This is a genomic window from Mesorhizobium sp. GW821-FHT07A06, assembly GCF_059419085.1.
In genome coordinates this window covers 264,411-283,626 of sequence record NZ_JBWKRC010000008.1, presented here as the reverse complement: position 1 = coordinate 283,626, position 19,216 = coordinate 264,411, and the positions used below count along the sequence as shown (strand labels likewise).

The following is a 19,216-nucleotide window of genomic DNA, read 5'->3' as shown; positions in this document are numbered from 1 at the left end:
CGACAGCCCGGCACTGCGCTGCTAGAAGCCCGGCCTGTCACACGGAAATCCCAGAGAATGCCCGAAACAATACCAGAGGAAGTGGCGCGCCGCCGCACCTTCGCGATCATCGCCCACCCCGACGCCGGCAAGACCACGCTCACCGAAAAGCTGCTGCTGTTCGGCGGCGCCATCCAGCTTGCCGGCGAGGTCAAGGCCAAGAAGGACCGCATCCAGACCCGGTCCGACTGGATGAAGATAGAGCGTGAGCGCGGCATTTCCGTCGTCACCTCGGTGATGACGTTCGAATATGAGGACAATGTCTTCAACCTCCTGGACACACCCGGCCACGAGGATTTCGCCGACGACACCTATCGCACGCTGTCGGCGGTCGACTCGGCCGTCATGGTCATCGACGCCGCCAAGGGCATCGAGCCGCGCACGCTGAAACTGTTCGAGGTCTGCCGGCTGCGCGACATCCCGATCATCACCTTCGTCAACAAGATGGACCGCGAAAGCCGCGACCCGTTCGAGATCCTGGACGAGATAGAACAGAAGCTGGCGCTGGACACGGCTCCCATCACCTGGCCGATCGGCCGCGGCAAGACGTTCTCCGGCACCTATCACCTGGCGTTGAACGCGGTGCGCAAGGGCGACGACGAGAAGGAGCGCACGCCGGTCAACGGTCCCGATTCCAACCGCGTCGCCGGCCTGCTGCCGGAAAACGAGCGCGAGGCCTTCATCGAGGAACTGGAGTTGGCGCGCGAAGCCTGCCGGCCGCTCGACATCGACGCTTTTCGCGAGGGCCATCTGACGCCGGTCTATTTCGGCTCGGCGCTGCGCAACTACGGCGTGCGCGACCTGATCGAGGCGCTCGGCGCCTTCGGCCCACCGCCGCGCGCGCAGGACGCCGATACGCGAACCGTCGAGGCGACGGAGGACAAGATGACCTCCTTCGTCTTCAAGATCCAGGCCAACATGGACCCCAATCACCGCGACCGCATCGCTTTCGTTCGCGTCTGCTCGGGCAAGCTCGAGCGCGGCATGAAGGCCAAGCTGGTTCGCACGGGAAAGCCGATGTCCCTGTCCGCGCCGCAATTCTTCTTTGCCCGCACTCGCGTCACGGCGGACGAAGCCTTTGCTGGCGACGTCGTCGGCATCCCCAATCACGGCACGCTGCGCATCGGCGATACGCTGACCGAAGGCGAGGAGATACTGTTCCGCGGCGTGCCGAATTTCGCACCGGAGATCCTGCGCCGCGTCCGCCTCGGCGACGCGATGAAGGCGAAGAAACTCAAGGAAGCGCTGCACCAGATGGCCGAGGAAGGCGTCGTCCAGCTGTTCTCGCCCGAGGACGGCTCGCCGGCCATCGTCGGCGTCGTCGGCGCGCTGCAGCTCGACGTGTTGAAGGAGCGGCTGAATTTCGAATACACGCTGCCCGTCGAATTCGAGATGTCGCGCTTTTCCGTTTGCCGCTGGATATCGGCCGACGACAAGGCGGAAGTCTTGCGCTTCATCGAGGCGCATCGCGGCGACATCGCCCGCGACCTCGATAACGATCCGGTGTTCCTCGCCCAGCACGCCTTCTCGCTGAACTACGAAGCGGAACGCTGGAAGGCAATCCGCTTCGCCACGATCAAGGACTACCAGGTCCGCGACAAGGCGGCGTGAGCGCATTCTTCCTTCTCCCCCGTTCACGGGGAGAAGGTGCCCGAAGGGCGGATGAGGGACAGCGCAAATCTCAAGGATTAGCGGCTGAGATGCGCCTCCGCCCTCCGAATGGCTCCCCGCCTTTCGGGTGTTCAGCCTAAGCTCGAAAAGCCAAGCAATTGGCTTTTCGTCCGCTACGCGGACTGCTTCTCACCCTTTGGCCGCTGCTTCGATCTTGGCGATGTCGATCTTGCCCATCTGCATCATCGCCGACATGACCCGGCCGGCCTTGGCCCGGTCTGGATCGAGAAGCAGCCTCGGCAATTGCTCCGGCACGACCTGCCAGGAGACGCCGAACTTGTCTTTCAGCCAGCTGCAGACGCCCGGCTCGCCACCTTCCGTGAGCTTTTCCCAGAAATAGTCCACCTCTTCCTGCGTCTTGCAGTCGATGGACTGTGACATCGCCTCGTTGAACTTGAATTGCGGCCCGCCATTGAGCGCCTGGAACGGCACGCCGTCGAGCTCGAACGTGGTCATCAGCACTTTGCCCTCATTGGCATGTCCCTTGGGCCAGCGCAGAACGCTCAGCACCTTCGAATTCTTGAAGATGGACACATAGTGGTTCATCGCCTCTTCGGCCTGGCCGTCGAACCACAGGCAGGTGGTGATCTTTTGCATGTCGTGCTCCTCGCTTGCTTCTGCAGTGAAACGGCTGACCCCGAGAATGGTGCCATTTCCGTGCCGTCTACCCAAGGACGGCCGTGCGCCGCGCAATCCGACAGCGGCATCCGATTTTTCGTCGATTCTCGTTTTTCGGCGGAATCTGGCGCATCGCAAAAATGTGGCCAGACCAAGCTCTGGCGGCTATAACGCCTGCGATCCAAATTCAGCTCCGCCGCGCCACGCTTTGGCCGCGGCCAGCCACCAAGGAAAAAACATGCCTGCCTATCGCTCCCGCACCACCACCCACGGCCGCAACATGGCCGGCGCCCGCGGCCTGTGGCGCGCCACCGGCATGAAGGACTCGGATTTCGGCAAGCCGATCATCGCCGTGGTCAATTCCTTCACCCAGTTCGTGCCGGGCCATGTCCATCTGAAGGACCTCGGCCAGCTGGTCGCGCGCGAGATCGAGAAGGCCGGCGGCGTCGCCAAGGAGTTCAACACCATCGCCGTCGATGACGGCATCGCCATGGGCCATGACGGCATGCTCTATTCGCTGCCGTCGCGCGAATTGATCGCCGATTCCGTCGAATACATGGTCAACGCCCACTGCGCCGACGCCATGGTCTGCATCTCCAATTGCGACAAGATCACCCCCGGCATGCTGATGGCCTCGCTGCGCCTCAACATCCCGACCGTGTTCGTCTCCGGTGGACCGATGGAAGCCGGCAAGGTGGTGCTGGCTGGCAAGGCGCAGGCGCTCGACCTGGTGGACGCCATGGTCGCGGCCGCCGACGACAAGATCTCCGACGAGGACGTCAAGGTCATCGAGCGCTCGGCCTGCCCGACCTGCGGTTCCTGCTCGGGCATGTTCACCGCCAATTCGATGAATTGCCTGACCGAGGCTCTCGGCCTGTCGCTGCCGGGCAACGGCTCGACGCTGGCGACGCATGCCGACCGCAGGCGCCTGTTTGTCGAGGCCGGCCATCTCGTCGTCGATCTCGCCCAGCGCTACTACGAACAGGATGACGAGACGGCACTGCCGCGCAGCATCGCCTCGAAGGGCGCCTTCGAGAACGCCATGACGCTCGACATCGCCATGGGCGGTTCGACCAATACGGTGCTGCACATCCTGGCCGCCGCGCATGAGGGCGAGGTCGACTTCACCATGGAGGATATCGACCGGCTGTCGCGGCGGGTTCCCGTGCTCTGCAAGGTGGCCCCGGCAAAGTCCGACGTGCACATGGAAGACGTCCACCGCGCCGGCGGCATCATGGCGATCCTTGGCCAGCTCGACGAAGCAGGGCTGATCAACCGCGACCTGCCGACGGTGCATACGGCCAGCCTCGGCGAGGCGCTCGATCACTGGGATATTTCGCGCACCTCCAGCCAGAATGTCCGCGACTTCTTCCTCGCCGCGCCCGGCGGCGTGCCGACGCAGGTCGCCTTCAGCCAGGACCGGCGCTGGGACGAGCTCGACACCAACCGTGAGACGGGCGTCATCCGTTCCGCAAAGACGCCGTTTTCGAAGGATGGCGGTCTTGCCGTGCTGAAGGGCAATCTGGCGCTCGACGGTTGCATCGTGAAAACGGCGGGCGTCGACGAGTCGATCCTGAAATTCACCGGCCCGGCGCGGGTGTTCGAAAGCCAGGACGCTTCGGTCAAGGCAATCCTGTCCAACGAGATCAAGGCCGGCGATGTCGTCGTCATCCGTTATGAGGGACCGCGTGGCGGTCCCGGCATGCAGGAAATGCTCTATCCGACCAGCTATCTGAAGTCGAAGGGCCTCGGCAAGGCCTGCGCGCTGGTCACCGATGGCCGCTTCTCCGGTGGCACGTCGGGACTGTCGATCGGCCATGTCTCGCCCGAAGCCGCCGAAGGCGGCACGATCGGGTTGGTCAGGGAAGGGGATACGATCGAGATCGACATTCCCAACCGCACCATCCGCCTGGCCGTCAGCGAGGCCGAGCTTGAGGCACGCCGCGCGGCGATGGCGGCCAAGGGCGCCTTGGCCTGGAAGCCGGAGGAAAAGCGCAAGCGCAAGGTGACGACCGCGCTGCGCGCCTACGCCGCCTTCGCCACCAGCGCCGACAAGGGCGCGGTGCGCCACGTGCCGGAGTAGAGGCGCGACCTTACCTTCTCCCCTTGTGGGGGAAGGTGGATCGGCGCGCAGCGCCGAGACGGTTGAGGGGGGTGAAGGATCGCCACCGGCGCCAAGCTGGAGCACCCCTCATCCGGCCGAGCTTCGCTCGGCCACCTTCTCCTACAAGGGGAGAAGGAAAGGGCCCTCACGGCATCAGCTGATACTCATACAGCTTCTGGTAAAGCCCGCCCTGATTGAGCAGCGCACGATGTGGCCCGCTCTCCACCACCGTGCCGGCTTCCAGCACCACGATCGTGTCGGCCTGGTGCACGGTCGACAGGCGGTGGGCGATGACGATCGTCGTGCGCCCTTCGGTCAGTTGCTGCAGTGCGTCGCGGAACAGCGCTTCGGATTCGGCGTCGAGCGCGCTGGTCGCCTCGTCGAGCAGCAGGATTTCGGCATTGCGCAGCATGGCGCGTGCGATCGAGATGCGTTGGCGCTGGCCGCCCGACAAGAGGCCGCCATTCTCGCCGACATCGGTCTCATAGCCTTTCGCCTGCGCCTTGATGAAGTCATGCGCGTTGGCGGCCTTGGCGGCGGCGATCACTTCGTCGTCGGTCGCGCCCTCTCGCCCGAGCCGGATGTTGTGCATGATCGTACCGGCAAACAGGAACGTGTCCTGGCTGACATAGGCGATCTTTTCCCTGAGCGAGGCGAGCGTGGCATGCGAAATGTCCTGGCCGTCGAGCAGCACCTTGCCGCTCTTCGGGTCGTACATGCGCATGATCAGGTTGAGGATCGTCGATTTGCCGCCGCCGGACGGGCCGACCAGCGCCGTCATCTTGCCGGGCGCGAAGGTCAGGTCGAAACCGTCGAGAACCGGCGGGCCGTTCTGATAGGCGAAGCTGACGGCATCGAACCGGATCTCGCCTGGTCCGGCCCGAAGCGGCGTCGCGCCCGGTTTCTCGGCCAGCGTCAGCGGCTCGTCGGCGAGCTGGAACATCATGCGCACGCCGACAATGCCGCTTTCCAGCGAGATGCGCACGCGCGCAAGCCGCTTTGCCGGCTCATAGGCAAGCAGCAGCGCCGCGATGAAGGCCATGATGTTGCCAGGCATCTGGCCGCCCTGCAGGACCAGGAAGCCGCTGACCATGACGGCCCCGGCGATCGCCAGTCCTGCCAGCGTCTCCATCACCGGGCTGGTCACCGCTTCCAGCGCGGCGATGTTGTTGGCCCGATCCTCGACGTCCGCCACCGCCTTGTACATGCGCTTGCGCATCAAGCTTTCGAGGTTGAAGGATTTGACCACGCGCACGCCGATCGCGGTTTCCTGCATCACCTGAATGATCTGGCCGACCGAGCGGAATTCCATGGCGGCGAATTTGCGCACACGCTTCAGGATGCGATTGACGCCGTAGATGGCCAGCGGCCCGACGACGAAGCAGATCAGCGACAGTGCCGGTTGCTGCCAGATCATGACGCCAATCAAGGCGAGCAGGGTCACCAGATCGCGGACGTAGGAAGTGACGATCAGGTCGAGCACGTTGCGTGCCGCCTGGGCATTGTTGGTCATGCGGGTGATCAGGTCGGATGACGAGGTCGAATGATAGAATTCGATGCCTTGCGCCAGGATGCGGTCGTAGATCTTGCGCTGCCGGTCGGCGATGATGGCATTGCCGACCCGGCTCATGAAGTAGGCCTGGACGAAATTGGCGAGGCCCTTGAGGATGAAGATCCCGGCGACCGCGCCGGCAATCATGTTGACACGGTCGATCCGCTTGTCGATCACGAATTCATTGGTGATTTCGCGCAGGATCCAGGCGCTTGCAGCCGTCATGCCAGCCACCACCAGCATCGACAGGATGGCGGCGCCGTATCCGAACTTATGCTGTCCGAAGGACTCTTTGACCAGCCGCACGATAAGGCGCTGGTTCTCGATCGAGCGTTCGTCGCGTTTCAGGAACGGCAAGTTGAAGTTCACACGGGACTTCCATGGTTTGCGACTATGGCCTTGAGTCCGAAGCCGATCGCAGCGTGGACGAGAGGCGGCTTATAGAGGGAGTTGCCGCGGGAGGAAACCTTTCGCGATCGCCGAAAGAAACGGCTGCGGCAAGCTGTCTTTTACGCCACCATGGCTGGGTGATTCTGGAACGGGATGACGACAGATGGATTTCGACCTTATCGTTCGTGGCGGCACGCTGCCGGATGGCGGGATTGCCGATATCGGCATCAGCGGCGAGACGATCGCGGCGATCGAGCCCAAACTGCAAAGTTCCGCCCGGACCGAGGTCGACGCCCGCGGCAATCTGGTCTCGCCGCCCTTCATCGATCCGCATTTTCATATGGATGCAACGCTGTCCTACGGCATTCCGCGCATCAATGCCTCGGGCACGCTGCTCGAAGGTATTGCATTGTGGGGCGAACTGAAGCCGTTGCTGACGCATGAGGCGGTGCGCGACCGGGCGCTCGCCTATTGCGACTGGGCGGTGTCGATGGGCCTGCTCGCCATCCGAACCCATGTCGATGTCTGCGATGACCGTTTGCTGGCCGTCGAGGCCCTGCTCGACGTCAAGAAAACCATTGCCCCTTACATAGACCTGCAACTGGTGGCGTTTCCGCAGGATGGCTTCTACCGCTCGCCGAAGGCGCGTGAAAACACCATCCGCGCGCTGGACATGGGCGTCGACATCGTCGGCGGCATTCCGCATTTCGAGCGTACCATGACGGACGGCACGCGCTCGGTGACCGAGCTTTGCGAGATCGCGGCAAAACGCGGCCTGATGGTCGACCTGCATTGCGACGAGACCGACGACCCGCTGTCGCGCCACATCGAGCAACTGGCCTATGAAACGCAGCGCCTGGGCCTGCAGGGCAGGGTGGCCGGCTCGCACCTCACCTCGATGCATTCGATGGACAACTATTATGTCTCGAAACTTCTGCCGCTGATCGCCGAGGCCGGCGTGTCCGCCATCCCCAACCCGCTGATCAACATCATGCTGCAGGGCCGCCACGACACTTTTCCGAAGCGGCGCGGCATGACCCGTGTCAAGGAAATGCAGGCGCTCGGCATCCGCGTCGGCTGGGGCCAGGATTGCGTGCTCGATCCCTGGTATTCGCTGGGCACCGCCGACATGCTCGACGTCGCCTTCATGGGCCTGCACGTCGCCCAGATGTCGAGCCCGGCCGACATGGCGCGCTGCTTCGACATGGTTACCAACGTCAACGCCGCGATCATGGGGTTGGATCATCTGGGCCTGGCCGTCGGCAAGCGCGCCAGCCTCGTCGTCCTCGACGCCGGCAATCCGATCGAGGCCCTGCGCCTGCGCGCCGAGCGCATTTGCGTCATCGCCAGGGGCAAGGTGGTGGCGGAACGGACAAGGCAGGATACCAGGCTTTCCCTGCCTGGCAGGCCGGCGGCGGTGAACCGCAGGCATCAGGCCCAATAGGACGCCAGCATCTGCATCAAGCTTCGCCGCTTTGCCCGTCCGCGAATAAGTCTACAGTGATTCTCCACTTTTAATCGAGGAGGGTTCCATGTGGCGCAAGACTCTTGTGGCGATGGCGCTGACGGCGCTTTGCGCCGGCTGCACGACGATGTCGGCGGAGGATCGACGCGCCGCCGACGAAGCGAAATGCCGGTCCTACGGTTTTCTCAAGAAGAATGACGCGTTCGCCGAATGCCTGCAGCGCATTGATCTCGATCGCCGCGCGGAACTGAGAAGCACGCCGGACTTCGATCCCTGGAACCGGCCGGTGATCTATCGGCCGATCATCGTCAGGCCGCAACCGAAGTAGGTTGGGACGGGCCAGAGCCAGCCGATTCCCGGTGCTGGCCTTGCCGATTTCGGGATTTCTCCTCGTCAAAGCCGCCGCTTCCGTCTACGACGCGGCCTGGAGCAATTCCAGGAAAGTATAAGACGGTCTTTCCACAGGAATGCTCTACGCGAGGGAGGAATCGGGATCGGCATGACGCAGCCCGTGGCGCAGAATTCCACAATCAGGAACGTTCTTCTGGCCGGCATTCTGCTGATGCTGGCCGGCGATTTCATGTTTGCGCTGAACGATGCGATGGGCAAATGGCTGGTCGCAAGCTTCTCCGTCGGTCAGGTGGTGCTGATCCGCTCCGTCGGCGCCTTCATCGTGCTCGGCCCGATGATCGCCAACCAGGGCCCCGCAAAGCTTTTCCACTTGGAGCGGCCTATCCTCCAACTCCTGCGCGTGCTCGCGACCACGGCCGATACCGGGCTGTTCTACGCCGCGGTCGTCTATCTGCCGCTCGCCGACGTGATGAGCTTCTACATGGCCGGACCGATCTACGTTGCGGCGCTGTCGCACCTGCTGCTGGGCGAGAAGGTCGGCTGGCGGCGCTGGCTGGCGATCCTGCTCGGTTTCTGCGGCGTGCTGATCATCCTGAAGCCGTCCTCGGAGGCGTTCTCGCTATCCTCGGCCTTCGCCCTCGTCGGCAGCATCGCCTTTGCCTTCGCCATCATCCTCAACCGGCGTTTGCGCGGCACCAGCGACACCAACCTTGTGACATGGCAGACGATCGGCACGTTGCTGGTCGGCGGCGCGCTGACCATCGGCGCGTGGCGGACACCGTCGGCGCTCGATTTCGGCGCCATGCTCCTGCTTGGCATCGTCTCCTGTGCCGCCCATCTGATGATCACCAGGGCATTGAAGCTGGCGCCGGCCTCGACGCTGGCACCGCTGCACTACACGCTGCTGCTATGGGCCGTGGTGTTCGGACTGGTGTTCTTCGGTGACGTCCCCGGCCCGCGCATCCTGATCGGCTCCGCCATCGTCGTTCTGGCCGGCATCTTCATTTTCCACCGCCAAAAGGTGGTCGACACCACGGTGCCGCCCGAAAATGTGCCGAAGGGTGTGAATTGACGCCTGTCGCCCAAAAGTGCGCGGCGTTCCTGGGACGGCGGCACGGATAAGATTTAAATCCGGATTGCGGGGCTAACCCCGGCGTATTGCCGCCAGATGCCGCGAAAACTCCGGCGTCTCCATCAACGCCTTGCAGCGCGCGAAGCGGCCGTCGGCATAGGCACGGAAATCGTCGGCGGGATTGTCGTTGGCAAGCTGGATCAGCCCCCACAGCGTCCACAGCAGGTCGCACATCGCCTTGTAGATGACGACACGTCCGCGCTCCGCCGGTTTCGCCTCGCCGCCGAAATAGGCGCGCATCAGCTCTTCGTCCTGCGTAGCGTCGAACTTGCCTTCGACACTGAGGTCGCCGAGATCCCAGAGCGGGTCGTTCATCCCCGAATATTCCCAGTCGACGATCCACATCCGCTCGCCCGTATCGAGGAAGTTCTCGCACAGCGGATCGCAATGGCAGGCGACGAGCGGCAGGGGATGGGTGGCCAGCGCCGAGCGCACGCTCCCGGCCTCGCGAACCACGTCATGATAGCCGGCGGGCAGGGCGACGTCCTTGGTCGACAGGACCTTGAGATAGTCGTCGATCATCGCGAACAGTTCGAAGCGGAAAGGAAACACCGCACCGGACGCGTGCAGCTTGCGGAACGCTTCGCCGGCGCGGGCGGGGCTGCCCGGCCGTTCCCTGAATTTCTCCGGTGACATCGTTTCCGCACCGGCGATGAAGCGCGTCACCATCACGCCGGTGCCGGCGTCGGCATGCAGCACTTCGGGGCTGACGCCGGCCTTTGCCGCCTCGCGCGCCGCCACCGCTTCGTTGGCGCGGTTGATGTATTCCTCGGTGCCCTTGCCCGGAATGCGCAGGCAGAAGTCGCCGGCCTTGAAGACGAGATTGGTGAGGCCGCCAAGCCGGTCCAGTGGTCCGGCATAGCCGGCCAGCACCGGAATGGCGGCAAGTTCTGCCCGCGCCTCGTCTGTCACCATGCCTGCGCCCCCACGCGATTATTTCTCATCGCAACGGTTCCACAATTTTCGCCGTTTGGCTATCATCCGATCGTGGTGGGCAAGAGAGCGGCTGGCGGAACGGCGATGGTGGACGGCAAACATCATGGGGCACTCGGCGCCGCCTACGCGTCGAAGCGGCCAGAGGAAGTGGCCGCCCTCTATGACCGTTGGTCGCAGACCTATGACGCCGACATGTCAGCCGCCGGTTATCGCCACCCGACGATCTGCCTTGCCTTGCTCGCCCGCCATCTGCCGCGTGGCTTGGCGCCGCTGCTCGACGCCGGCGCGGGCACCGGTCTCATCGGTGAATGGTTGAACATTGCGGGCTATCCCGAAGTCGAGGCGCTGGACATCTCGCAAGGCATGCTGGATCAGGCCGCCCGCAAAGGGGTTTATTCCGCGCTGCATTGCCTCGCGCTTGGCGGTAGGCTGCCTTTTGCCGACAATGCCTATGCCGGAATCGTTTCGGCCGGCGTCTTCACCTCGGGCCATGTCGGCGTCGAAGGGCTGGACGACCTGATTCGCATCTGCCGGCCCGGCGGGGTGATCGTGCTGACGGTCAAGAACACGCTGTGGGATCAGGGTTTTGCAGCGCGCATCGCCGAACTCGAGGCGCAAGGCATCGTCACCCGCGCCGAGGAGACACGCCCTTACGTCTCCATGCCAGGCGAGGCCGACACCGTGCCCAGCCGGGGCCTTGTCCTGCGGGTAAACTGAAGCAATTCCAGGAAAAACCGTGTCGCTGTTTTCCCTTGGGAATTGCGTCAACACAAAGAGGCGGTTCGGCGTTTCCGTGAACCGATGAACCTTATCTAGGCCTTTACCCTCTCCGCCGCTGGATCGTACATCGGCTCGAGATGGATCTTGGCCGGCGTCCGCTCCATTGCGACCACCAGTTCATAGTCGCCCGAGGCGAGGAAATCGTCGCTCACCCCGTCGCCATTGCGCACATAGCCATAGCCGATATTCCTGCCGATCGTGTAGCCATAGCCGCCGCTGGTCAGATAACCGACCGGCTCGCCATCGCGCAGGATGGTCTCCCGGCCGAGCAGCACGATCTCCGGATTGTCGACCGTGAAGCCGGCAAAGCGCTTCTTCAAAGGCATGCCATCGAGTTTCTCGAGCGCGCGCCGTCCGACGAAATCGGTGTTCTTGCGCAGCTTGACCGCCCAGCCGAGCCCGGCTTCCTGCGGCGTGTCGTTGGGCGTGATGTCGGAGCCCCAGGCGCGGTAGCCCTTTTCCAGGCGCAGCGATTCCAGCGCCCGGTACCCGACCGGGCGGATGCGGTGCTTCTCGCCCGCCGCCGTCAATGCGTCGAAGACTTCACCAGTGGCCGCGATCGGCACATGCAATTCCCAGCCGAGTTCGCCCACATAAGTGACGCGCAGCGCCCGCACCGTGTGGCCGGCAATGGCGATCTCGCGCACATGGCCGAACGGGAATGCCGTGTTCGACACATCGGCCTCGGTCACCGCGGAAAGCACATCGCGGGCGCGCGGTCCCATCAGCGACAGCGTGCCGAATTCCTCGGTGACATCGGTCAGGTTGGCATCGAGGCCCTCGTCGATATGGTCGCGGATCCAGGAGGCGTCATGCGTGCGGAAACCGGTGCCGGTGACGATGTAGAATTTGTCCTCGGCCAGCCGCGCCACGGTCAGGTCGGCCTCTATGCCGCCGCGCGTGTTGAGAAGCTGGGTGTAGGTCAGCCGGCCGACCGGCTTGCTGACATCGTTGGCGCAGATCCAGTCCAGCGCCTTGGCCGCATCGGGTCCGCTCAGCTCGTATTTGGCGAAGGACGACTGGTCGAAGATGCCGACATGCTCGCGCACATGCCGGTGTTCGTCGCCGACCGCCGCGAACCAGTTCTGCCGGCCCATGGAATAGATGTCGTGTTGCTCGACGCCTTTGGGCGCGAACCAGTTCGGCCGCTCCCAGCCGAGCTTGGAGCCGAATACCGCGCGCCGTTGCTTCAGCCTGTCGTAGAGCGGCGAGATGATGCGCGGCCGGCCGCTGGCATATTCCTCGTGCGGGAAGCCGATCGTATAGTGCTTGCCATAGGCCTCCAGCGTGCGCTCGCACACCCATTGCCGGTCGTGGTGCAGGGCGGAAAACCGTCTGATGTCGACCACCCACAGGTCGAGCGGCGCCTCGCCGTCGACCACCCACTGCGCCAGCACCCAGCCGGCGCCGCCGCCGGACGCGATGCCGAAGGCGTTGAAGCCGGCGCCGACGAACATGTTGGCGCATTCGGGTGCCGTGCCGAGAATGAAATTGCCGTCCGGCGTAAAGCTTTCCGGTCCGTTGATCATCTGCTTGACGCCGACGGTTTCCAGCGCCGGCACCCGCGCGATCGCCTGTGTCATGTGCTGTTCGAAATGGTCGTAGTCGTCGTCGAACAGCCGGAATTCCCAGTCGTCGGGCACGTCACCCGTCGTCCATGCCTGCGGGTTGGGCTCATAGCCGCCCATCACCAGCCCGCCGACCTCCTCCTTGAAATAGGTGCGCCGGTCGGGGTCGCGCAGCGTCGGCGCGTCGGTCGCCAGTCCATCGATCTTCTCGGTGATGATGTATTGGTGCTTCACCGGCTGCAGCGGCACATTGATGCCGGCCATGGCGCCCACCTGCCGCGCCCATTGGCCGGCGCAGTTCACCACCTTGTCGCAGGCGATGTCGCCTTGATTGGTCTTAACGGCCGTGATGCGGCCGCCCTTCATCTCGAAACCGGTGACGCGGACATCCTCGAACAGCTTCGCGCCATGCATGCGCGCGCCCTTGGCCAGCGACTGCGTGATGTCGGAAGGGCTCGCCTGACCGTCGGTCGGCAGCCAGGAGGCGCCGACGAGATCGCCGGTTTCCATCAGCGGCCACATCGCCTTGACCTCGTCCGGCGACAAAAGATGCATGTCCATGCCGAAGCTCTTCGCCGTCGTCGCCAGCCTTTTGTATTCGGTCCAGCGGTCGGCATTGGTGGCGAGCCTCAGGCAGCCGGTCATCTTCCAGCCGGTGGCAAGACCGGTTTCAGCTTCCAGTCCCTTGTAGAGGTCGACCGAATATTTGAGCACCCGGGTGATCGATGCCGACGAGCGCAATTGCCCGACCAGACCGGCGGCGTGCCAGGTCGAGCCCGAGGTCAGCTTGCCCTGTTCGAGCAGCACGACGTCGGCCTTGTGATCGCGCGCGAGATGATAGGCCGTCGAGCAGCCGATGATGCCGCCGCCGATGACGACGATGGCGGCCTGGCTGGGCAAGGTCATGATTTCAGGATCCCGTATTTTGTCTGGTAGTTTTCCAGCGCCGCGTCGAGCCGCACCAGGTTTTCTTCGGTGTACGCGACGTAGTCGATGCCTGGCGCGTCGAGATAGAGTTCCGACACCATGCTCCACATCGCCTCGCGCAACAGCGAGGCGCATTGCATGGCGGCGTGCGAGCGGCGGATCGCATCGTCTGGTTCCTTCATGAAATAGGCGGTCAGGAAGGCGAAGGATTCCTCGTCGCTCATGCCCGCGTTCGAAGCGACGCCGGCAAGGTCGAACATCGCCGTGTTAAAGCCGGCATATTCGAAATCGATCAGCCACAGCCTGCTGCCGTCGTCGAGAATGTTTGCCGGCAAAAGGTCGTTGTGGCCGAAGACGATCGGCAGCAATTTCTGCGCCCGCTCCAACTCGTCTGCCAGCGTCAGCAGCCGTGGCAAGTCACCGCGCTTGCGGCTGCCGCCTTCCTCGAGCGTGCGCGCGTAGTCGCGAATGACGTGGAAGACCCAGAACATGAAGCCCGCGCCGGAAATATGGTTGGGCATCTCCCGATGGAAGCCGCGCATCAAGGCCGCGACGCGGCCGAGATTGGCGCGCACGTCCTCGGCAAGATAGGTCCTGGCGCCAAGGAACGCCGTCACCATGATGCCCGGTTCGGCGTAATGGACCGCCGGTGCGAAACCGGCGGCGTGGGCCGCGCGCGCGGTCATCACCTCGCGTTCGCGGAAGACATGGTGGAATGGATAGTCCTGACCGAAGCGCACGACATGCCGTCCGGCACCGTCGCTGACTACATAATTGGCGTTGCTCAGGCCGCCGGGCAGCGGGGCGATCTCGATGGCGCCGGTCCAGCAGGGCAGGGCACGGATGCGGTCTTCGGCAATCACGGGATCATCCCTGGTTTGCTGGGCTTCGACAAGGCGCCATGGACAGCGCAGCGACGGCGGGGAGAAGCGCAAATAATCTCGCCGGTGCGGGACGCCAGGATCGGTATCCCGCACCGCACCGACGAGCCCCTTGGCCAGGTTTTTGATCCCGGCATCCGCCCCCGCGGATCTGAAAATTCCTTGCGCCAGGCACGTTCGAGACTGCCCGGCCAGTGAGTTGCGGCTCTGCCATCGCCCTCCCGTTGCAGCTCCGAAACGCCTGTCGATCAACGGATTTCACGCCAAGGTTGCCCGGTTGTCAACAAAAAGATGTGACTTTTTTTGGGTATTTTGCCCGAAACCAGAAGTCGATCCCTTTAAAAGCGCTTGAATTACCTTAAAATCGGTCAAAAGCCTAAGTCCGGGAAACCCAATGGTCCATTCCAAACGCCACGGCGAGATCCTTCGGCTGCTGCAGGAAGAGGGAACCGTCACCATTGCCAGCCTCGCCGACCGGCTGGGTGTTTCGCTCGAAACCGTGCGCCGCGACGTCAAGCCGCTCACCGCTGATGGGTCGGTGCTGAAGATGCACGGCGCGATAGGCCTGCCGTCGATGATCGGCGAAGCGCCGTTCGAGCGACGCATGCGTGAGAATGCCGATGCCAAGCGCGTCATCGCCCGCATGGTCGCCGCCACCATCCGCGATGGCGAGTCCATCATGCTCGATACCGGCACCACGACCTCTTTCCTGGCGCGGGAACTGCTCGGCCACCGGCGGCTGACGGTTGTCACCAATTCGTCTGATATCGCCCGCACGCTGGCCACGATCAACGGCAACAAGGTCTATATGGCCGGCGGCGAACTGCGCAGCGATTCAGGGGCCGCGTTCGGGATTTCGGCCATCGAGTTCGTCAGCCGCTTCTCCGTCAGCCATGCCATCATCTCCACCGGTGCCGTCGATGCCGTGACGGGTGTCATGGACTACGATCTGGAAGAGGCCGAATTCGCCCGCATGGTGCTGTCACGCGGCCAGCGCTCGCTCGTCGTCACCGACCACACGAAATTCGGCCGCCAGGGCCTGGTCCAGGTCTGCGGCTTCGACGGCTTTTCCGAACTCGCCACCGACCGCGCGCCGCCGCACGATGTAGCCGCGGCGCTGGCGCAGGCGGGCGCGCGGCTCAGCATTGCCGGCGGCGAAGTCGCTTTTTAGCCGAACACCAAGGATTGGTGGGCGCACACGCCAGCGAAAGTCCCGCCCGATACGGCAAAGGCGATGTTGTGCATCGCGCGCGCCGCGTCGCCGGCAGCGTAGACGCCGGCGACTGTCGTCTGCTGCCGGTCATCGACCGTGATTACCGGGCCGAGGAAGCCGTCGGTGAAGCCGCAGCCGAGTTGTTCGGCCAGCGGGCTCGCCATCGTGTTGCGCGGTGCGGTGAACATCGCCCTGACACCAACCTGCCGGCCGCTGTCGAGGTGGACGATCAGGCCGCCGGAGCCGTCCTCCCTGAGTTCGCTGACCGTCGCGGGTTCGAACCTGATGGTCTTGGCCTCCATGGCGTGCATCTGCTCGGTGTCGGGCTCTATCTGGCCGTTGCCAAACAGCGTGACATCGCCCCAGTCGGCAATCAATTGCGCCTGATGCATGGACATCGGGCCGGTTGCGAGCACGCCAAGTGGCCCGCCGGAAACCTCGAAGCCATGGCAATAGGGGCAGTGCAGCACGGTCTTGCCCCATTGCCCGGCAAGCCCGGGAACCTCCGGCAGGATGTCGCGCACGCCGGTGGCCAGAACCAGTCGCGCGGCGCCGAATGTCTCGCCGCCATCGGTGGTGATGTCGAAATCGCTGCTGCTGTTGGCGACGGCTTTGTTTGCCCGCGCCTGGATGAGCTTGGCTGTCGGATAGGCCAGCAATTGCCGCCTTGCATCGTCGAGTATGGCGCCGGGTGCGCGCCCGTCCTGGCCGAAAAAGCCATGCGAATGCGCGGCAAAGCGGTTGCGCGGCTGGCCGGCGTCGATCACCAGGACGTTGCGCCGGGCCCGCGCCGCCTGGATCGCGGCGGACAGGCCGGCAAAGCTGCCGCCGACGACGGCAAGGTCATATTGCATGGCTGGAGGCTCCGATGAGGTCGTAACGACGGCGGAAATCGGCGGTCAGGTCGGCCAGCGTGATGCGGCTGAGCTTCTCCGCCAGCAGCTTCTCCGCCGCGATGCGGAAATCGTCGAGCACGGCGATCACGGCTTGCTCGACGAGACAGCCGGGGCTTTCCGGCTCGGTGCTGAACGGCAGCAGCGTCTCGCCAAGTGCCGCGCTGATCTCGGCCAGCGAGATTTCTTCGGGCGTGCGCCCGAGCAGCCAGCCGCCGCCATGCCCACGTGACGAGGTGACGATACCGGCGTCACGCAAGCCGGCGATGGTGCGGCGCACCACCACCGGATTGGTGTGGATGAAGGTGGCAAGCTGCTCGGAAGTCAGCGCCTGTTCGGGCTTCTCGGCCATGTGGACGAGAATGTGCAAGATGGATGAGAGCCGGCTGTTGCGTTTCATGCAACTTAATTAGTTACGATTTCGGCGATGTCAAACCCGCCAACGCTTTTTTCGTCAAGGCAAAGCTATGTCGGCGAGGCGCGAAAACTCATCCGGAAGCAGGCGCCGCTCGGCTTGCCATCGAAAATCTCGATGTGCCCGCCATGCAGTTGCATGATTTCCTGCACGAGGTTGAGGCCGAGCCCCGCGCCGTGATCTTGAGGGCGCAGCCTGTAGAACGGCTCGAAGATGCGTTCGCGCTCGGCTGGCGGCACTCCGACGCCTTCGTCCCGCACCTCGATGACGGCCGGAGCGGTGACGCTGACGGTGATCTTGCCCGCGCGGCCGCCATGCTCGATGGCGTTCAGGACGATGTTGGTCACCGCGCGCTCGATGGCGGTACGGTCGCCGGTCGCGAAAACCGTGTCCTTTGCCGGCTCGAACGACATTTCATACCCGGCAGAGAACGCCATCGGCGCGAGATCGACGATGACGCCGCGCGCGATTGCCACGAGATCGACTTTCTCGAAAGGCAAAGTCTGCCGGTCGAGCCGTTGCAGGTCGAGCAATTGGTCGGTCAGCGTCGAAAGCCGTGCCGCGTCCTGCAGCAGCCGGGCCCGCTCGGGTGTTGCCGGCAGCGAGGCCAGGCGCGTGTTGAGGATGGCGACCGGTGTCCTGAGTTCATGGGCGGCATCGGTCAGGAAGCGCTTGTGGCGTTCATAGCCTTTGTCCAGGCGTGCGAGGGCGGCGTTCACCGCCTTGACCAGCGGCGCGACCTCCTTTGGCACATCCTTCAGCGGCAGCTGCACGCCGCGCTGGTCGATGTCGATGCGCTCGGCCTCGGCCGCCGCATGGCCAAGCCCCGACAGCGCGCCGCGCACCACCCAGGGCGTCGCGAACAGCGTGGCAAGTGCCATCAATCCGGCCAGCGGCAATATGCCTTGCAGGAAGAATTGCGGCGCCTGTCCGAGCAGGCGCAGCAGCGAAAGCCCACCCTTGGTGCCGGTGAAGATCTGGACATTGCCGGCGGCCGTCTCGGTCCAGCGGATCTTTGCATCCGGCGGTGCGCTCTCGCCGATGGAATTGTCGATACGCGCGTCGCTGATGGTGTCCAGCAGGTCGGCGAAGGGCTGGAAGATGGCCGGCACCGTGCCTTCCTGCAGCCGCTGCCCCTGCTTGTCGCGGATGATGAGCCACAGGCCGGGGATATCGGATCGCAGCTTCGTCAGATCCGAAGTCTCGCGCAGCACAAGCTTGCCGCCCGTATCGCGCGCCACGGCATCCGCCAGCACGTCCATCGTGCCGTCCTCATAGTCGTGCGGAATGAGGCCGGTGGCGAGCAACGCGCCGAGAATACCGACGATGATCAGCGTCAGCATCGCGCATTGCAGCAAGGCGATGCGCAGCACCAGGCTCCATTTGAGCGAACGCGGGCGTTTGAGGCTCATCGCTCGACACTCATGGCGTTTCGCGCAGGAGATAGCCGACGCCGCGAATGCCGTTGATCGTCACGCCGCTCTCCGCGTCGGCGAGCTTGCGGCGCAGGCGCGAGACATGGGTGTCGAGCGCGTTGGACTGGATCTCGTCGTCGAGGCCGAACACCGCTTCCATCAGCGCCTCGCGCTGCACCATGCGGCCGGTGCGCCGCATCAGCGCCTCCAGCACCAGCAGTTCGCGGCGCGGCAGGCTGAGCGGCTCGCCGCGGATCGCAGCCTCGCGATGCCCGACATCGAGCACCAGATGGCCGGCGCGGATGAATTGCGACTGCATCGGCGCCGGCCGCCTGAGCAAAGCGCGCAAACGGGCCAGCAATTCCTCGAAGGCGAACGGCTTTGCCAGATAGTCGTCGGCGCCCATGTCCAGCCCGTCGACCTTGTCGGACGTTTCGCCCTTGGCCGTCAGAACCAGTACGGGCGTGGTGTTGTTCGCCGCGCGCAATCTCGGCACCAGCGACAGCCCGTCGCCATCCGGCAACTGGCGGTCGAGCAGGATGGCGTCGTAGCCGTCGACGGCAACGAAGCCTTCCGCATCGAGCAACGTGCCGGCGTGATCGACCACCATGTCGTGGCGCTTCAGCGCCGCACGCAGCGCCGAGACCATTTCGGGCTCGTCTTCGACCAGCAAGATACGCATCCACACTCCCCCGGCAACGAGCACACCGTATCCGGCGCTACCGCGCCAACATTGCGTGGACATGGCAAAGCCGAATGGCCCGAGACCGGCAAGTCCTTTCTTTGCGTCCGCGCTATTGCGCAATGTCTATGCAATCCAGCCACGGCAAACAGCGCCGGCCGGCAGGAATCGCCATGCCGGCATC

The 19,216-nt window shown here is 64.1% G+C and carries 16 protein-coding genes; 7 read left to right on the top strand and 9 right to left on the bottom strand.

What is annotated here, in order from left to right:
- Positions 1–57 precede the first annotated feature (57 nt).
- Positions 58–1,650, top strand: a complete 1,593-nt coding sequence (locus AC07SZ_RS24790) for a peptide chain release factor 3 (protein WP_056569618.1) — start codon at positions 58–60, stop codon at positions 1,648–1,650.
- Between the two features lie 189 nt (positions 1,651–1,839).
- Here AC07SZ_RS24790 and AC07SZ_RS24785 read toward each other — a convergent pair whose 3' ends face one another.
- Complete coding sequence (locus tag AC07SZ_RS24785; protein ID WP_056569621.1) at positions 1,840–2,307, bottom strand: VOC family protein; 468 nt, start codon at positions 2,305–2,307, stop codon at positions 1,840–1,842.
- 259 nt (positions 2,308–2,566) lie between these two features.
- On the opposite strand from AC07SZ_RS24785, the gene ilvD reads away from it, so the two are divergent.
- Positions 2,567–4,411, top strand: a complete 1,845-nt coding sequence (ilvD, locus tag AC07SZ_RS24780; protein WP_172371041.1) for a dihydroxy-acid dehydratase — start codon at positions 2,567–2,569, stop codon at positions 4,409–4,411.
- 166 nt (positions 4,412–4,577) lie between these two features.
- Here ilvD and AC07SZ_RS24775 read toward each other — a convergent pair whose 3' ends face one another.
- On the bottom strand, positions 4,578–6,332 hold the full coding sequence (locus tag AC07SZ_RS24775) for an ABC transporter ATP-binding protein (RefSeq protein ID WP_494916293.1): 1,755 nt from the start codon (positions 6,330–6,332) through the stop codon (positions 4,578–4,580).
- Positions 6,333–6,537: 205 nt separating this feature from the next.
- On the opposite strand from AC07SZ_RS24775, the gene AC07SZ_RS24770 reads away from it, so the two are divergent.
- From AC07SZ_RS24770 to AC07SZ_RS24760, 3 genes are all read left to right on the top strand, one after another.
- Entirely contained in the window at positions 6,538–7,818 is a 1,281-nt protein-coding gene (locus AC07SZ_RS24770; RefSeq protein WP_056569625.1) for an amidohydrolase family protein, read from the top strand.
- Positions 7,819–7,906: 88 nt separating this feature from the next.
- Positions 7,907–8,167, top strand: coding sequence for a hypothetical protein (locus tag AC07SZ_RS24765; RefSeq protein ID WP_065005410.1), 261 nt, complete (start codon positions 7,907–7,909; stop codon positions 8,165–8,167).
- 171 nt (positions 8,168–8,338) lie between these two features.
- Complete coding sequence (locus AC07SZ_RS24760) at positions 8,339–9,262, top strand: DMT family transporter (protein ID WP_056569630.1); 924 nt, start codon at positions 8,339–8,341, stop codon at positions 9,260–9,262.
- A 72-nt stretch (positions 9,263–9,334) separates the two neighbouring features.
- On the opposite strand, the gene AC07SZ_RS24755 is transcribed toward AC07SZ_RS24760, so the two are convergent.
- Positions 9,335–10,237: a phosphotransferase gene (locus AC07SZ_RS24755; RefSeq protein WP_494916260.1), complete on the bottom strand. Its 903-nt coding sequence runs from the start codon at positions 10,235–10,237 to the stop codon at positions 9,335–9,337.
- A 105-nt stretch (positions 10,238–10,342) separates the two neighbouring features.
- On the opposite strand from AC07SZ_RS24755, the gene AC07SZ_RS24750 reads away from it, so the two are divergent.
- Positions 10,343–10,975 carry a class I SAM-dependent DNA methyltransferase gene (locus AC07SZ_RS24750; RefSeq protein ID WP_056569636.1) on the top strand — a complete coding sequence of 211 codons (633 nt, stop codon included), beginning with the start codon at positions 10,343–10,345 and terminating at the stop codon, positions 10,973–10,975.
- A gap of 95 nt (positions 10,976–11,070) precedes the next feature.
- On the opposite strand, the gene AC07SZ_RS24745 is transcribed toward AC07SZ_RS24750, so the two are convergent.
- Together AC07SZ_RS24745 and AC07SZ_RS24740 are read right to left on the bottom strand one after the other, a co-directional pair.
- Positions 11,071–13,512 carry a GcvT family protein gene (locus tag AC07SZ_RS24745; RefSeq protein WP_494916259.1) on the bottom strand — a complete coding sequence of 814 codons (2,442 nt, stop codon included), beginning with the start codon at positions 13,510–13,512 and terminating at the stop codon, positions 11,071–11,073.
- Positions 13,509–14,396 carry a phosphotransferase family protein gene (locus AC07SZ_RS24740; RefSeq protein ID WP_056570409.1) on the bottom strand — a complete coding sequence of 296 codons (888 nt, stop codon included), beginning with the start codon at positions 14,394–14,396 and terminating at the stop codon, positions 13,509–13,511. The genes AC07SZ_RS24745 and AC07SZ_RS24740 overlap by 4 nt, the downstream gene beginning before the upstream one ends.
- Before the next feature lie 412 nt (positions 14,397–14,808).
- Here AC07SZ_RS24740 and AC07SZ_RS24735 point away from each other — a divergent pair, with 412 nt between their 5' ends.
- Entirely contained in the window at positions 14,809–15,585 is a 777-nt protein-coding gene (locus tag AC07SZ_RS24735; RefSeq protein WP_056569642.1) for a DeoR/GlpR family DNA-binding transcription regulator, read from the top strand.
- Here AC07SZ_RS24735 and AC07SZ_RS24730 read toward each other — a convergent pair.
- From AC07SZ_RS24730 to AC07SZ_RS24715, 4 genes are all read right to left on the bottom strand, one after another.
- Complete coding sequence (locus tag AC07SZ_RS24730; protein ID WP_494916258.1) at positions 15,582–16,481, bottom strand: NAD(P)/FAD-dependent oxidoreductase; 900 nt, start codon at positions 16,479–16,481, stop codon at positions 15,582–15,584. The two genes, AC07SZ_RS24735 and AC07SZ_RS24730, sit on opposite strands and share 4 nt — an antisense overlap.
- Positions 16,471–16,920: an RrF2 family transcriptional regulator gene (locus tag AC07SZ_RS24725; protein ID WP_494916257.1), complete on the bottom strand. Its 450-nt coding sequence runs from the start codon at positions 16,918–16,920 to the stop codon at positions 16,471–16,473. The genes AC07SZ_RS24730 and AC07SZ_RS24725 overlap by 11 nt, the downstream gene beginning before the upstream one ends.
- Before the next feature lie 65 nt (positions 16,921–16,985).
- On the bottom strand, positions 16,986–18,347 hold the full coding sequence (locus AC07SZ_RS24720) for a sensor histidine kinase (RefSeq protein ID WP_494916255.1): 1,362 nt from the start codon (positions 18,345–18,347) through the stop codon (positions 16,986–16,988).
- A 10-nt stretch (positions 18,348–18,357) separates the two neighbouring features.
- Entirely contained in the window at positions 18,358–19,032 is a 675-nt protein-coding gene (locus AC07SZ_RS24715) for a response regulator transcription factor (RefSeq protein WP_056569652.1), read from the bottom strand.
- Between the last annotated feature and the right edge of the window lie 184 nt (positions 19,033–19,216).